13 protein-coding genes are annotated in these 14,198 nt (G+C 63.6%); 8 read left to right on the top strand and 5 right to left on the bottom strand.

What is annotated here, in order from left to right:
• The first annotated feature begins 100 nt into the window (after positions 1 to 100).
• Positions 101 to 1,486 (top strand): class II fumarate hydratase, encoded by a 1,386-nt coding sequence (fumC, locus tag ASS64_RS09425; RefSeq protein ID WP_067693325.1) that lies wholly within the window; start codon positions 101 to 103, stop codon positions 1,484 to 1,486.
• Between the two features lies 1 nt (position 1,487).
• Here the strand turns inward: fumC and ASS64_RS09420 are convergent, their stop codons facing one another.
• Positions 1,488 to 3,395, bottom strand: coding sequence for a M1 family metallopeptidase (locus ASS64_RS09420; protein ID WP_067693589.1), 1,908 nt, complete (start codon positions 3,393 to 3,395; stop codon positions 1,488 to 1,490).
• Positions 3,396 to 3,577: 182 nt separating this feature from the next.
• On the opposite strand from ASS64_RS09420, the gene ASS64_RS09415 reads away from it, so the two are divergent.
• A complete protein-coding gene (locus ASS64_RS09415; protein WP_083508278.1) occupies positions 3,578 to 4,477 on the top strand; it encodes a family 16 glycosylhydrolase in 900 nt (299 codons plus the stop codon).
• Positions 4,478 to 4,483: 6 nt separating this feature from the next.
• Here the strand turns inward: ASS64_RS09415 and ASS64_RS09410 are convergent, their stop codons facing one another.
• From ASS64_RS09410 to hemF, 3 genes are read right to left on the bottom strand one after another with little or no spacing between them, the layout of a single operon-like run.
• Entirely contained in the window at positions 4,484 to 5,152 is a 669-nt protein-coding gene (locus tag ASS64_RS09410) for a TrkA family potassium uptake protein (RefSeq protein ID WP_067693322.1), read from the bottom strand.
• A complete protein-coding gene (locus ASS64_RS09405; protein WP_067693318.1) occupies positions 5,142 to 6,470 on the bottom strand; it encodes a TrkH family potassium uptake protein in 1,329 nt (442 codons plus the stop codon). The genes ASS64_RS09410 and ASS64_RS09405 overlap by 11 nt, the downstream gene beginning before the upstream one ends.
• Before the next feature lie 25 nt (positions 6,471 to 6,495).
• Positions 6,496 to 7,353, bottom strand: a complete 858-nt coding sequence (gene hemF / locus ASS64_RS09400; RefSeq protein ID WP_067693315.1) for an oxygen-dependent coproporphyrinogen oxidase — start codon at positions 7,351 to 7,353, stop codon at positions 6,496 to 6,498.
• 45 nt (positions 7,354 to 7,398) lie between these two features.
• Between hemF and pdeM the strand changes: the two genes are divergently transcribed.
• The 3 genes from pdeM (at position 7,399) to ASS64_RS09385 (ending at position 10,340) form a co-directional block, all read left to right on the top strand.
• On the top strand, positions 7,399 to 8,115 hold the full coding sequence (gene pdeM / locus ASS64_RS09395; RefSeq protein ID WP_067693311.1) for a ligase-associated DNA damage response endonuclease PdeM: 717 nt from the start codon (positions 7,399 to 7,401) through the stop codon (positions 8,113 to 8,115).
• 176 nt (positions 8,116 to 8,291) lie between these two features.
• Positions 8,292 to 8,810, top strand: coding sequence for a translation initiation factor IF-3 (gene infC / locus ASS64_RS09390; protein WP_083508276.1), 519 nt, complete (start codon positions 8,292 to 8,294; stop codon positions 8,808 to 8,810).
• A gap of 120 nt (positions 8,811 to 8,930) precedes the next feature.
• Positions 8,931 to 10,340 carry a DASS family sodium-coupled anion symporter gene (locus tag ASS64_RS09385; RefSeq protein ID WP_067693308.1) on the top strand — a complete coding sequence of 470 codons (1,410 nt, stop codon included), beginning with the start codon at positions 8,931 to 8,933 and terminating at the stop codon, positions 10,338 to 10,340.
• Here ASS64_RS09385 and ASS64_RS09380 read toward each other — a convergent pair.
• Complete coding sequence (locus ASS64_RS09380; protein ID WP_067693578.1) at positions 10,332 to 11,114, bottom strand: DNA/RNA non-specific endonuclease; 783 nt, start codon at positions 11,112 to 11,114, stop codon at positions 10,332 to 10,334. The genes ASS64_RS09385 and ASS64_RS09380 overlap by 9 nt on opposite strands.
• Before the next feature lie 327 nt (positions 11,115 to 11,441).
• Here ASS64_RS09380 and ASS64_RS09375 point away from each other — a divergent pair, with 327 nt between their 5' ends.
• Genes ASS64_RS09375 through ASS64_RS09365 form a run of 3 tightly spaced genes read left to right on the top strand, consistent with a single transcriptional unit; the run spans position 11,442 to position 14,196 of the window.
• Entirely contained in the window at positions 11,442 to 12,755 is a 1,314-nt protein-coding gene (locus ASS64_RS09375) for a cystathionine gamma-synthase family protein (protein ID WP_067693306.1), read from the top strand.
• Complete coding sequence (locus tag ASS64_RS09370; protein WP_067693303.1) at positions 12,756 to 13,316, top strand: hypothetical protein; 561 nt, start codon at positions 12,756 to 12,758, stop codon at positions 13,314 to 13,316. It abuts the gene before it with no gap.
• Positions 13,294 to 14,196, top strand: coding sequence for a RimK family alpha-L-glutamate ligase (locus ASS64_RS09365; RefSeq protein WP_067693299.1), 903 nt, complete (start codon positions 13,294 to 13,296; stop codon positions 14,194 to 14,196). Before ASS64_RS09370 ends, ASS64_RS09365 begins: the two co-directional genes overlap by 23 nt.
• Positions 14,197 to 14,198: the final 2 nt, after the last annotated feature.

Below are 14,198 nucleotides of genomic sequence, written 5' to 3'. Positions count from 1 at the left end.
CATGAACAGGCTGAAATTGCGAGCAGGGCAAATGACCGGTGGCCATCGATGGCAGCCGATCATAGGTCTGTGATCCATCATTCCGGCACGGAGGCAGACGATGAGCGAGACGCGAACCGAAACCGATTCGATCGGGCCGATCGAGGTTCCAATCGATGCCTATTGGGGCGCACAGACTCAGCGCAGTCTGATCAATTTCCCATTCCCGGATCACCAGCGCATGCCGCTCGAGATCGTCCATGCGCAGACCACGGTCAAACAGGCCGCTGCAAAGACGAACCGCAAACACGGCCTCGACGCCACGCTGGCGGATGCGATCGAAGCCGCCGCGGCGGCGATCCGGGCCGGCGATCATAACGATCAGTTCCCGCTCGCCATCTTCCAGACCGGCAGCGGCACGCAGACCAACATGAACCTCAACGAAGTGATCGCCGGGATCGCCAACGAGAAGCTGGCCGGCACGCGCGGCGGCAAGGAGCCCGTGCATCCCAACGATCACGTCAACATGTCGCAAAGCTCGAACGACAGCTTCCCGACCGCGCTGCATATCGCCACCGCGCTGGCCACGCGCGACGCGCTGCTGCCCGCGGTCGACAGGCTGATCGCCTCGCTCCAGACCAAATCAGACGAGTTTGCCGATATCGTGAAGATCGGCCGCACGCATACGCAGGATGCCACCCCGCTGACGCTGGGACAGGAATTCTCCGGCTATGTCGCGCAGCTGGTCAGCTGCAAGGCGAGGATCGAAGGCGCGTTCGATGGCAATATCCGCAAGCTGGCGATCGGCGGCACCGCGGTCGGCACGGGCCTCAACGCACCCGATGGCTGGGCCGAAGACATGGCTGCGGCGATCAGCGACATCACCGGCATGCAGTTCGAGAGCGCCCCCAACAAGTTCGAACAACTGGCCGCGAAGGACGGGCTGGTGTTCTTCTCCGGCGCCCTGAACACGCTGGCCGTGGCGCTCAACAAGATCGCCAACGACATCCGCTTCCTCGGTTCTGGACCGCGTTCGGGCCTCGGCGAACTGTCGCTGCCCGCCAACGAGCCGGGCAGTTCGATCATGCCGGGCAAGGTCAACCCGACCCAGTGCGAGATGCTGACCATGGTCGCCGGACAGGTGATCGGCAATCACCAGGCGGTGACCGTGGGCGGGATGCAGGGCCATTTCGAACTCAACGTGTTCATGCCCCTGATCGGCGCGAATGTGATCCGCTCGATCGAGCTGCTCTCCATCGGAATGGATGGCTTTGCCGAACGCTGTGTCGAAGGGATCGAGGCGAACGAGGAGCAGATCGCCGCGTTGGTCGACCGTTCGCTGATGCTGGTCACCGCACTGGCGCCCGAAATCGGCTACGACAACGCCGCCAATATCGCCAAGCACGCGCACAAGACCGGCCAGACATTGAAGGAAGCGGGCCTCGAACTCGGGCTGGTGGACGAGCCGACCTTCGATCGCCTCGTCCAACCCGAAACAATGGTCTGACCTAGTCCGTCCGGCCAAGCACGCGGTCGACGCCGGCGCGCGTCACGGCGTGATAGCCGCTGCGGGTTTCGGCATAGATACGCGTGGCGATCGGGCGGCCCCATTCGCCCTCGTTCCACAGCACCGCAAACAGCGGACGGACGAATTTCGCACGGCCGACTTCGGCGAGGAAGCTCTCGACCTGCGGCACGGCGGGCTCGTAGCGGTTCTCCAACGCCATCTCGAGCCACAGGAACAGGATCTCGTTATTCCCGGTTCTCGACAGGCCTAGTGCAGTGTCGAGCGCGGCGAGCTGCCCGGCGGACAGTTCGGCGGGGAGGTTGTCGAGGAACCGCATCTGCTCCGCTGCGGTCCAGCCGGCATAGGCGGCAGGGATCGCACCGTTCGCCTTGTAGGCTTCGACCGCTCCATCGACCGCGGCGAAGGCTGCCGGATCGGGCCTGGCGACATTGCCCGGCAGGCCCGGCTCGAAGATCCATTCGCGCAGCATCAGCGCCTCTGCCTCGTCCGCGCCGCGCACCAGATTGGCCATCATGTCCTCGTAGAACATCTCGCTGGTCGCGGGCTGGAAGGCGTGATTGTCGAACCATTGGCGGAGCCAGGCATCGAACCGCTCGCGGCCGACGATATTTTCCACCGTGCGCAGGAAGAACGCGCCCTTGTCATAGGCGATCGCGCTGCCCAGTTCGTAGCCGCCGTCGGTGCTGAGCGCTGTGCCGGGTGCATCCGCGCCCACTTCGGCCAGCGTCTCGAGGATATTGGCGTACATCAGTGCAGCCTCCTGCTCGGCGCGCTGCTTGCCGTAGACCGCCTCGACGATCCGGTTCTCGAAATAAGTGGTGACGCCCTCGTTGAGCCAGCTGTCGCCCCACACGGCATTGGTGACCAGATTGCCCGACCAGCTATGCGCCAACTCATGCGCAACAAGCCCATTGTTCGACCGGTCGCCGGCGACGAAAGTCGGGGTAAGGAAGGTCATCACCGGGTTTTCCATGCCCCCGTAGGGAAAGGCGGGAGGCAGTACGATCATGTCGTAGCGGCCCCAGCGATACTCGCCGTATAGCTTCTCGGCCTCGACCACCATGGCCTCGGTATCGGCAACCTCGGCATGCGCGCGGTCGATCACCGAAGGCTCCGCCCATACGCCCGTGCGCGGGCCGATTGCGCGGAACTCGATATCGCCTGCGGCAATCGCGATGAGGTAGGGCGGCACGGGCTTGTCCATCACGAAGGTGAAGGCGCGGCGACCATTGCCAAGGTCCTCCGGCTCGCCCCGACGCACGCCGCTCATCACCACCTCGAGCGGCTTGGGCGCGGTGATCCGCGCTTCCCAGGTCTGGCGGATGCCGGGGCTGTCCTGTGTCGGGATCCAGGTGCGGTTGAGGATCGCCTGACCCTGGCTGAACAGGAAGGGATGCTCGCCGCCTGCTGTTTGTTCGGCACTCAGCCATTGCAGCGCGCTGGCATCTGCGGGCGCACGGTATGCGATCCGCAAGCTTGTCGCACCATCGAGCTGCACGGTGAGCGGCGCACCCTTTCCGCCAGCTTCGACCATCGCTCCGAGCTCATACGCTAGCTCACGGCCTGCCCCATCGGTGATGCGCGCGATCTCGAGCCCGTTGCTGTCGAGCACGATCTCGTCCGCGCCCGGGGAGGCAAGCACGTCGAGCACCGCCACGCCGCCGACCCGCCGGGCGTCGAAATCGAGATCGAGGTCGAGCGCCACATGCGTCACCCGCGCGACCTGCGGCTGAGCATGGGTCGAGCTGTCGACCGCCTCGGGCGAGGTCAGGATCGGCGAGACCATGCGGTCTGCCACCGGACCGGAGGTCGCCGCCGGGGCGGCCTCCATCGTCGTGCAGGCGGTACTGGCTAGCAGCAGGGCAAGCGGGGCGGCAAGGCGGCGCATGGGCATGTCTCCGATAACTTTGGCACCGGATTCGCGACCCGGTTGTCGTGGTATGTCTAGGCAGGCGCGCTATCGCCGATCCTGCGTGCGGGCGCCAGCCCCGCAGCTGAAATCGTATCCATGGGCTGGAAAAACGGCGGCAGGCATGCGATGAGAACGTTATCAGAACTGGGGAGAGTACCATGATACGTACCGTCGCAGTCACTTTCACCGCGGTCTTGGCATTCGCCATGCCCGTGGCGGCACACGCGCAATCGGCCAATGCCGGAGCCGCGCTCGCCGAAGCGCTTGCGCCGGAGCGCGACCTCCTGTTCGCCGATGAGTTCGACGATGGGGTGCTGGATCGCGACAAGTGGATCGTGATCGGCACCGATTTCTGGGTCAACAATGAGCAGCAGGCCTATATCGACGATCCGTCGACAATAGCCTTCCAGACCGGCGTCGAAGGGGCCGAGGGCGGCGTGCTGGTGCTGCGACCGGTGTTCAAGCCGGGTGCGGATCCCAAGTCGGAGCGCAATGCCCCCTTCGTATCGGGCCGGATCGAAAGCCGTGGGAAATTCGACTTCATGCACGGCCGCGCCGAGGCACGCCTCAAAATGCCCGACAATGTCGGCGTATGGCCTGCATTCTGGCTGCTCGGCAATGACGCTTGGCCCGGCACCGGCGAAATCGACATTATGGAGTATGTCGGCGAGAAGGACTGGATCGGCGTGGCACTGCACGGCCCGGGCTATTCGGGCGAGACGCCGATCGTGAACAAATTCTTCTTCCCCGAGGGGATCGATGTGACCGGCTGGCACACCTATGCCGTCGAGTGGACGGACGAGCAGATCGATTTCCTGATCGACGGCCACGTCCACTATCGAGTCACTCGTCCCATGGTCGAAAACTACGGCGACTGGCGCTTCGACAACGAGAAGTACCTGATCCTCAACTTTGCCATGGGCGGGGCCTATCCGTTCAAAACCAACCGGATCGAAGAACCCTATAACGGTATTCCCGCCGAGACGGTCGAGGCAGTCAAACGAGGCGAGGTCGAGATGCTGGTCGACTGGGTGCGGGTCTACGCGCCGGCAGAGTAACCGACCTCAGGCCGAATGGATCGCGGCGAAAGCCTCGATCCGCTCGATCCTGCCCGAAACGACCAGCACGTCTCGCGGCATGATGACAGTGTCGGGAACCGCGTGGATGAAATCCTCACCCTCGCGCTTCACCCCGATAACGGTCACGTCGTATTTCCGCCGGCATTCGCTCGTGACGAGCGGCACGCCAATTATCGGCTCGGGCGCGGCAAGCTTGGCGATGGCGAATTCGTCACCGAAGCTGATAAAATCGAGCAGCCTCTCGTTGAGGAGGCGGGCGACACGCTCGCCCATCTTCTCTTCGGGGAAGACCACATGATGCGCGCCGGTGCGCTCGAGGATCCGGCCATGCTTTTCATTGGTCGCCTTGGCCCAGATGTTAGGCACTCCGAGGTCGGACAACGCCAGCACCGCCAGCACGCTCGCCTCGATATCGGTTCCAATGCCAACCACTGCCGAAGTGAAACTCTTCGCGCCCAGCTTTTCGAGGCAATTGAAGTCGGTGCAGTCCGCCTCGACGACCTGCGTGAGATCGCGCGAGTATTCCTGCACCAGCAGCGGGTCGGTATCCGCGCCCAGCACCTCGTGACCCATCCGCTCGAGCGTGCGGGCGACCGAGCCGCCGAAGCGCCCTAGCCCAATGACGAGGACGGGATTGCGTGTATCAGCCGACAATGGGGTTCTCCTCGGGATAGCGATAGGGTCGCGGCTGGCCGCCCAGCGCGAGCGCAGTGGCAACGGTGATCGTGCCGACGCGGCCGATGAACATCAGCGCAATGATCACGAGCTGTCCCGCCGGCGGAAGCTCGGCAGTCACACCGGTCGACAGGCCGACGGTCGAAAAGGCCGAGACCGCCTCGAACAACAGATCCTCGAAGGCGAGCGGTGTGATGATCGAGAGGTAGGTGGTCGCGGCGAAAATCAGCGTTCCGGCAAGCACGATCACCGTCAGCGCCTGCCGCTCGACAGCATGACCGAAGCGCTTGCCGAAGGCTCCGGCATCGCGGCGGCGGAGCACTTCGGACAAGACCACTGCGAGCAGCACCGCGAAGGTGGTGATCTTGATACCGCCCGCAGTCCCCGCACTGCCGCCACCGATGAACATCAGGAAGTAATTGGTCATCAGCGACTCGTCGCGGAAAGAGCCGACATCGAGACTGTTGAATCCCGCGGTGCGCGGCATGACCGAATGAAAGGCGGCGTTGAGTACCTTGCCGCCGATGCCCATCGGCCCGAGCGTATCGGGATTGTCCCACTCCATCGCGAGGATCGCGAGAAATCCTCCAGCAAGCAGGATGATCGTCCCCGTCACAGTGATTTTCGTGTGCAGCGTCCAGCGCTTCCAGCTGAAGCCATGGTGGCGCAGGTCCTGCATAACGGGGAAACCGAGCGCGGTCAGGATGACTGCGAGCATGATCGGCACGAGCATGACTCCGTCGCCCTGAAAGCTCATCACGCTGTCGGAATAGCTTGAGAAGCCAGCGTTATTGAAGGCGCTGACGGCGTGGAAGGTGCCATGCCACAACGCGTGGCCAAAGCCATGATCGTAGATGACCATCAGCCTCGCGGTGAGGATTGCGGCAATCACCGCCTCGACCGTCAAGGTGATGACCAGCACGAGTTTGAGCACGGAACGCGCATCACCTACATCGAGACGGCTGCGTTCGACCTGTGTCGCCATGCGCTCGCGCAAGCCGAAGCCGCGGCCGGCCATGAGCCCGAACAGTGTTGCCGCGGTCATGATACCGAAGCCGCCGATCTGGAAGAGCAGCAGAATCACCCCCTGCCCCAAGGGTGACCAGTAGGTCGCCGTATCGACCACGATGAGACCCGTTACCGCCACGGCGGAGGTCGCGGTAAAAAGCGCGGTCAGAAAATCGGTTTGCGTTCCGTCGGCTGTCGCGATCGGCAGCCAGAGCAGGAGGGTGCCGACAGCGATCGCGCCCAGAAAAAGCACCGGTATCAACCGGATCGGGTCACGCAGCGCTGTCACCCGGACTATACCGGCAGGCAGGCAATCAGTTCCACACCGCTTCGGGCGGCAGGCTCATCAGGATCGCATCTATATTGCCGCCGGTCTTGAGACCGAACAGCGTGCCGCGGTCGTAGACGAGGTTGAATTCCGCATAGCGCCCGCGCCATTCGAGCTGGGTCTGCTTGTCCTCGGGCGTGAACTCGCTCTCCATCCGGCGGCGGACCAGCTTGGGGAAGATGTCGAGGAAGGCCTCTCCGACATCCCTGGTGAAGGCGAGATTGCGTTCGAAAGCCGCTTCGTCTTCGCATTCGAGGTGGTCGTAGAAGATCCCGCCCACCCCGCGATGCACGCCGCGATGGGGAATGTAGAAATAGTCGTCCGCCCACTTCTTGAAGCGCTCGTAATAGGTCGGGTTGTGTGCCGAGCAGGCGGCGCGGAAGCGCGCGTGGAAGTCCTCGGTGTCCTGCTCGTAGGGGATCGGCGGGTTGAGATCCGCACCGCCGCCGAACCAGGCCTTGCCGGTGGTCAGGAAGCGGGTGTTCATGTGCACGGCGGGCACATGGGGATTGGCCATGTGCGCGACCAGGCTGATGCCGGTGGCGGTAAAGCCGGGATTCTCCGCGCTCGCGCCGTTGACCTGCCCGGCGAATTCGGGGCTGAAATTGCCCTTCACGGTGGAAACATTGACGCCGACCTTCTCGAACACCGTGCCCTTCATCAGGCCCTGCACACCCCCGCCGGGATCCGCATTGCCCTCTTCCTCGCGCTGCCAGGGGGTAAAGACGAACGCGGCCTCGGACCCCACCTCGCGCTCGATCGCCTCGAACTCGGCGCAGATGCGATCGCGCAGGGTTTCGAAGCAGGTGCGGGCGGTATCGGTCTGCTGAGTCCATTCGGTCATGCGACGAGCCTTGCCATCCCCGTTTCGCTACGGCAATAGCGAGCCATGGTTCCCCTTTCGTTCGCTGGCGAGGAATGGCTCCTGACCGAGGGCCGCGCGATCTACTGGCCGCGCGAGCGCGCTTTGCTGGTCGCCGACCTGCATCTGGAAAAAGGCAGCTTCTTCGCGCGTCACGGGCAAATGATCCCGCCCTACGACAGCCGCGAGACGCTCGAGCGCGTGGCGCTCGCCATTCGCGAAACGGGCGCACGGCGGGTCATCACGCTGGGCGACAATTTCCACGATTCGGATGGCTCGACGCGATTGGAGCCGCACGCCTCGGGCATGCTCGACGCGCTGACCCGCGCGGTCGACTGGGTCTGGATCACCGGTAATCACGATCCCGAAATGGAGGCGCGCAAAGAAGCGCATTGGGGCGGCACGCTGGCCGAGGAACTGGAGATCGGGGACGTTATCCTGCGCCACCAGGCCAAAGCTGGCGAAACCCGCCCCGAACTCTCCGGCCACTACCACCCGCGCCTGCAACTGAGGGTCCGCCAGAGAATGATCCGACGCCCCTGCGCAGTGGTGAGCGCCAATGACGGGCCGGACGGGAAGCCCTCGGGCCGCATGATCCTGCCCGCCTTCGGCGCCTTCACAGGAGGGATGAATGCTGCCGACCCGGCAATCCTCTCGGCCCTGCAACCGGCCGAGCGGATCGACGCCGTGGTGCCGGCAAAGGGCAAACTGGCGCGTTTCAACCTGTGGAACCGCGCAGCGTAATTTCCAGTTGCAAGAACCGACGGAGGTCGGTTCGAAAAGCAAAAACCTGCAAAGCCACCGCAGTTCCACTATTTCCCCCTACCCCCTTCCGATTTCCCCGATTTCTCCCTACATAGCCACCTCGAAACAGGCAGAATCAAGGAGAATACCCCATAGCCCGTCCACCCCGGCGCAGCATGCAAATGCCCGTGAAAAGCGGCCCGCGCTACGATAACATGATCAATGTGCCGAAGGTCCGCGTGATCGATCACGAAGGCGAAAACCTCGGCGTTATGTTCACCCGCGAAGCTGTCGAGCAGGCCCAGGAAGTCGGCCTGAACCTCGTCGAAGTGTCCCCCAATGCGGACCCGCCGGTGTGCAAATTCCTCGATGTCGGCAAATATCGCTACGAGGCGCAGAAGAAGGCGAACCTCGCGCGCAAGACGCAGAAGACCCAGGAAATCAAGGAGGTCAAGATGCGCCCGAACATCGACACGCACGACTATGACGTGAAGATGCGCAATGTCGTGAAGTTCATCGAGAACGGCGACAAGGTGAAGTGCACGCTGCGCTTCCGCGGTCGTGAAATGGCCCACCAGCAGCTCGGCATGGACCTGCTCAACCGCGTCCGCGACGATGTTGAGGAAATCGCCAAGGTCGAAGCTTTCCCCCGTCTCGAAGGCCGCCAGATGATCATGGTGCTCGCACCCAAGTAGGCCCCGGCCGAGCGGCAGATAGTGAAAGGGCGGTCCATGACGGGCCGCCCTTTTCGTATCCGCGTTGCAGGCCGCGTCGGGCGCTGTTAGCACGCGTGCGATGAGGGGGATGGCAGAACAGTGACAGCCAAACGCATCGGGTTCGCGGTTGGAGCGGCGGCGCTGGCCGCAACAATTCTCGCCCCCCTCCCCGACGGAATGAACCGCGAGGCATTTATCGTCGCCGGCCTGGTCGTGCTGATGGCAGCCTGGTGGATGACCGAGGCCCTGCCGCTCACTGCGACCGCCCTGATGCCCTTCATCGTGCTGCCATTTGCGGGAGTGATGAACGCGCGCGATACGGCCAGCGCCTACTATTCGCCGATCCTGTTCCTCCTGCTGGGCGGGGCCTTCATCGCCCTTGCGATCGAACGCACCGGACTGCACCGGCGACTTGCTTTGGCAATTCTCAATGCGATCGGAGGGCGCGGCGGACAAACGGGTTTGCTACTGGCCTTCATGATCGCCGCGGCGATCCTGTCGATGTTGATCTCGAATACCTCGACCGCACTCATCATGATGCCGATGGCGCTTGCAGTACTAGCGGGCGGCGGTGTCGCGGCGGACGAGCGCGAGGGGCTCGCGGGCGCACTGCCGATGGGTATCGCCTTTGCCGCAAGCGTCGGCGGGCTCGGCACGCTGGTCGGATCGCCGACCAATGCGATTGCCGTGGGCCTGCTCGACACGATGATCGGAACGCAGATCAGCTTTGCCGAATGGACGCTCTATGGCCTGCCGATCGTCATCGTCGGCGTGCCGCTGGCCGCTTTTCTCGTCTCGCGTGTGCAGCAGGTCGCCGCCCATCCCTTCGATGTCGGAGCCGCGCGCGCGGCGGTGGCGAACGAGGCGCCGATGGGTTCGGCAGAGCGCAGGTTGATGGTCGTCGTCGGCCTTACCTTCCTCGCATGGATGACGCGCCTGATCGTCGCGCCCTATTTGCCGGAAGGATCGTGGACCGATGGCACGATCGCGATCATCGCCAGCCTTGTCCTGTTCCTGCTGCCGGATGGCACCGGCCGCCCGCTGCTGATCTGGAAAGAGGCCGACCGCGCGCCCTGGGGCGTGATCATGATGTTCGGCGGCGGGCTGGCGCTGGCGGCGGGTATGAGCGCGAGCGGACTGGCCGAATGGCTCGGCAATGCCCTCCTGCCGCTCGAGGCGTGGCCGCTGGTGCTGGTCGCCCTGGCGGTGGTTGCGATGGTCGTCCTGATCACCGAATTCGCCAGCAATGTCGCGACCGCCAGCGGGATCATCCCGGTAGTCGCGGCGCTGGTCGTCGCGCTGGGCGTCGATCCGATCCTACTGGCGATGCCCGCCGCGCTGGCCGCAAGCTGGGGGTTCATGTTGCCCGCCGGGACCGGACCCAACGCGATCGCCTGGTCGACCGGTCACATCCGGATCGCACGCATGGTGAAGGCCGGACTATTGCTCGACATCGTCGGAATATTCCTGATCGTCGCAATGGTATGGGGGATCGCGGCGCTAACGTAAGCCAATGAAGCGCGCGGTCGGATCGGCGGGCCACATCGCTTCGATCTTGCCCTCTCCGCCCTTCGCTTCGTGCATGTCGCCGCCCGCGACCCGATCCCAGAAGCGACCCCCGACGATCTGTTCCGCATCGTAGGTCTTGACCAGATAATCGCCGAGATCGCCTTCGAGCCTCTCGTTCTTCATCTCGAAGGTCCACAGCTTGAGCCGCCCGGATATTGTTTCCGCGAGCACGCTCTTCATGAAGGCGTGCGGTACCGGGACGTCGATGCCGAAATTCTCCTGATCGGCGCCGATCGTTTCAACAGTCTCGCCGAAGTAGAAAATGGGGCAAGTCAGCACATAGGTTTCGAGCACGTCTTCGCGTGCGTCGAGCCGGCGAATTTCCTGCTCGAGTTCGCGCCACTTGCGCCGATTGAAGTCGGGATGCTGGGGCGACATGTTCGACAGCAGAAAGGTTTCGCTGTTCTGGATGTTTTCGAGATCCTGATTGGCACTCGACACCAGATGGCCACGGTCGAACCCGCTGCCGCGATAGGCGTTGAGGCCGGCCCGGAACCGTTTGGGCACACGGGTGTCGGCGCGAAAATTGTCGAGCCGGTCCTCCAGCTCGATCTCGTTGATCAATCGTCGGTCGCGATTGATGATCTCGAGCGTCCATTTGGCCTGCCGGAAATACCACGAATAGCCGATGGTGAAGTGGCGCCCGGTCATGACTTGATCGCAGACGGGCGCCCCGTAGCGCAGTTCCCGCTGCATTTGAAACGGATCGTCCATTATCCCCTCCAAGTCGTGCGCCGATCCTGTTTAAAGCGGAAAGCCATACCGAGTATTGTAGGGAAACGCCGCTGCCCGCGCCGCACCGATCCGCCAAATCGCTCCCCATCTCGCGGACTCAGCCATTCTTACTCCAGGACCGTGTTCCGTGTGTTCCCTCGCGCGGGCTTCGTCGCAGTTGAAACCAACATCGCACCGACATATGGATCACGGCCGAAAGCACTGGCGGCGGAGAGGCGTTCCTGCGGAGGTTAGGAACGGGCGCCCCGGCCAGTCCACCCGGCTCCCGCCTTCCTGGGAGCGTGATTCAGGAAGGATGTCCTCCCCATGAGCGACAACGATATCGATCCCACCACCCCGCGCATGGCCCCCAAGCGCGAAGTCACCAAGATCAATGGCCGCGAGCTGAAACCCAGCACGCTGATGATGGGCCATGGCTACGATCCGACACTGTCGGAAGGCAGCCTCAAGGCGCCGATCTTCCTCACCTCGACCTTCGCCTTCCCCAGCGCAGCCGACGGCAAGCGCCACTTCGAAGGCATCACCGGCAAGCGTCCGGGCGGCGCCGACGGCCTGGTCTATTCGCGCTTCAACGCGCCCAACCAGGAAATCCTCGAAGATCGCCTGGCCGTGTGGGACGGCGCGGAAGAAGCGCTGTCCTTTTCCAGCGGCATGACCGCGATTGCCGTGCTGCTGCTCGCTGCCTGCAAGGCGGGCGACGTGATCGTCCATTCGGGCCCGCTCTATGCCGCGTCGGAAGGCTTCATCGCCAAGACCATGGCCAAGTTCGGCGTGACCTTCATCGACTTCCCGGCCGGCGCCAGCCGTGAACAGCTCGACGAAGTCATGACCCGCGCCAAGGCCAAAGCCGAGGAGCAGGGCGGCGAAGTGCCGATGATCTACCTCGAAAGTCCGGGCAACCCGACCAACGCACTGGTGGATATCGAGGCGGTCCGCGATGCCCGCGATGCGCATTTCGACGCCGACAAATGCTCGATCGCGATCGACAACACCTTCCTGGGGCCCCTGTGGCAGCGCCCGCTGGACCATGGCGCCGACCTCGTGGTCTACTCGCTGACTAAATATGTCGGCGGCCATTCGGACCTCGTCGCGGGGAGCGTCTCGGGCAAGAAACGCTTCATCGACGCCATCCGCATGCTGCGCAACACGATGGGCGGCATCTGCGACCCCAATACGGCCTGGATGCTGTGCCGCAGCCTCGAAACCGTCGAACTGCGCATGCAGCGCGCGGGTGAGAATGCGGAGAAGGTCTGCCAATTCCTGTCGAAGCATCCGAAGGTCGAAGGCCTCGGCTATCTCGGCATGATCAAGGACGAACGCCAGCAGGATATCTACGACCGCCACTGCAAGGGCGCGGGCAGCACCTTCTCGCTGCTTTTGAAGGGCGGCGAGGCGGAATGCTTCCGCTTCCTCGATGCGCTCAAGATCGCCAAGCTCGCGGTCAGCCTCGGCGGGACCGAGACGCTGGCAAGCCACCCGGCCTCGATGACCCACCTCTCGGTCGCCGAAGGCCGCCGTGCGGAGCTGGGTATCAGCGACAACCTCGTGCGCATCTCGATCGGCATCGAGGACGCGGACGACCTGATCGCCGACTTCGATCAGGCTCTGGAGGCGGTCTGAGTGTTCGATACGGTCGGGGTCCTCAAGCGCAGCTTCGAACCCGTCGACGGCGGGTATCTCTATTACCCAACACGATGGAGCCACGGCTATCTGGTAACCCCGGCCGAATACGAGGCGCTAATCGAAGATTGGCGGCGTGTAGCGGGATGGAAGGGTCTGGTTAAGCTAGCTGGGCTGACAGTGCTCGCTTTCTTGGCAGGCTCGATGCTCGCCAACTTTGTCGATGTCAGCAGGTCAACCTCCAGCGTGGTTGGTTATGGCGTTACCGCAGGGGTCATCGGCTATCTCGTCTGGCAAAGCACCGCCGCAAACAGACTTGTAAAAGGTAGGAAACCCTACGCTCCACCTCGATCCGGCAAGGAAGCTGAAGCAGCTATGGGGAAGACCCTCGGCCGAACTATCGCTGTCTGGATGGTCATCGTTTCGTTGAGTTTCCTGGCTTGGGCCGTGTTCATTGCGATCTCCCAACCGCTTTTGGGCATCCCGCTTGCGGCACTGATAGGCGTGGTCGCTTTCTTGAACTTTCGCATTGCCGTTCGTGCCTTCAGAACCAAACGATAAGCGGATCGGCTTCCTCGCCTGCGAAGACACGCTCCCCGGCGCCGGACCGCGCCGGGGAGACGCTTTCGAGCATGATATCGAGGTGGCCGCGTTGCGCCCCGCTTTCGAGAGGGCCGGGCTCGAGCTGGTCGAGATCGACTGGCGCGCGCCGCTGGCGGAGTTCGAGGGCCTGGCGCTGGTGCTGCTCGGCACCGCGTGGGACTATCAGGACCACCCGGAGGAGTTCCTCGAAAAGCTGGAGGCGCTCGCGAGGCGCGGCATCGACGTCTGCAACCCGCCCGAGGTGGTCCGCTGGAATGCCGACAAGCGCTATCTCGAAGAACTCGACCGGGGCGGGGCGACCACGGTTCCGACACTTTGGCGGGACGACATCGATCGGGCGGGGGTGCTGGCGGCAATGGCCCAGTTCGAGACCGATCGCGTGGTCATCAAACGGCAGGTTGGCGCAGGCGGGCTCGGCCAGCACAGCTTTACCCGCGAGGCGCTGCCCGACGAAGGCTGGTCGATGGGCTGCCCCTGCCTGATTCAGCCCTTCCTGCAGAGTGTCGTCGAGGAAGGCGAGTACACTTTCGTCTTCATCGATGGCAGCTTCAGCCACGGCGTGCTCAAGCGCGCGGGCGAAGGCGATTACCGCATCCAATCGCTCTATGGCGGCTATGAATGCGACTATGCTCCCGAACCGCGAGACCTGGCGAAGGCCCGCGCCGTCATTGCCTCCCTGCCCTTTGACGATCTGCTCTATTCCCGGATCGACATGGCACGGCTCCCGACGGGCGAACTGGCGGTAATGGAGGCAGAGGCGATCGAGCCCTATCTCTATCCCGAGCAGGGCCCGGGTTTGGGCGACAAGCTGGCAAGGGCTATCGTCGCGCGCCTGTAAGG

Origin of the sequence: Erythrobacter sp. AP23 (genome assembly GCF_001542855.1) — a bacterium.
In the GTDB taxonomy this organism is placed as follows: domain Bacteria; phylum Pseudomonadota; class Alphaproteobacteria; order Sphingomonadales; family Sphingomonadaceae; genus Qipengyuania.
Note: the sequence above shows the minus strand (reverse complement) of the source record. Positions and strands in the feature narration are given on the sequence as shown.

What these genes read in the sequence shown, in the direction of transcription:
- infC (WP_083508276.1), top strand. Translation starts at nt 8,292, where the DNA reads ATGCAAATGCCCGTGAAAAGCGGCCCGCGCTACGATAACATGATCAAT.
- ASS64_RS09375 (WP_067693306.1), top strand. Translation starts at nt 11,442, where the DNA reads ATGAGCGACAACGATATCGATCCCACCACCCCGCGCATGGCCCCCAAG.
- ASS64_RS09420 (WP_067693589.1), bottom strand. Translation starts at nt 3,395, where the DNA reads ATGCGCCGCCTTGCCGCCCCGCTTGCCCTGCTGCTAGCCAGTACCGCC.
- pdeM (WP_067693311.1), top strand. Translation starts at nt 7,399, where the DNA reads ATGGTTCCCCTTTCGTTCGCTGGCGAGGAATGGCTCCTGACCGAGGGC.
- hemF (WP_067693315.1), bottom strand. Translation starts at nt 7,353, where the DNA reads ATGACCGAATGGACTCAGCAGACCGATACCGCCCGCACCTGCTTCGAA.
- ASS64_RS09380 (WP_067693578.1), bottom strand. Translation starts at nt 11,114, where the DNA reads ATGGACGATCCGTTTCAAATGCAGCGGGAACTGCGCTACGGGGCGCCC.
- ASS64_RS09415 (WP_083508278.1), top strand. Translation starts at nt 3,578, where the DNA reads ATGATACGTACCGTCGCAGTCACTTTCACCGCGGTCTTGGCATTCGCC.
- fumC (WP_067693325.1), top strand. Translation starts at nt 101, where the DNA reads ATGAGCGAGACGCGAACCGAAACCGATTCGATCGGGCCGATCGAGGTT.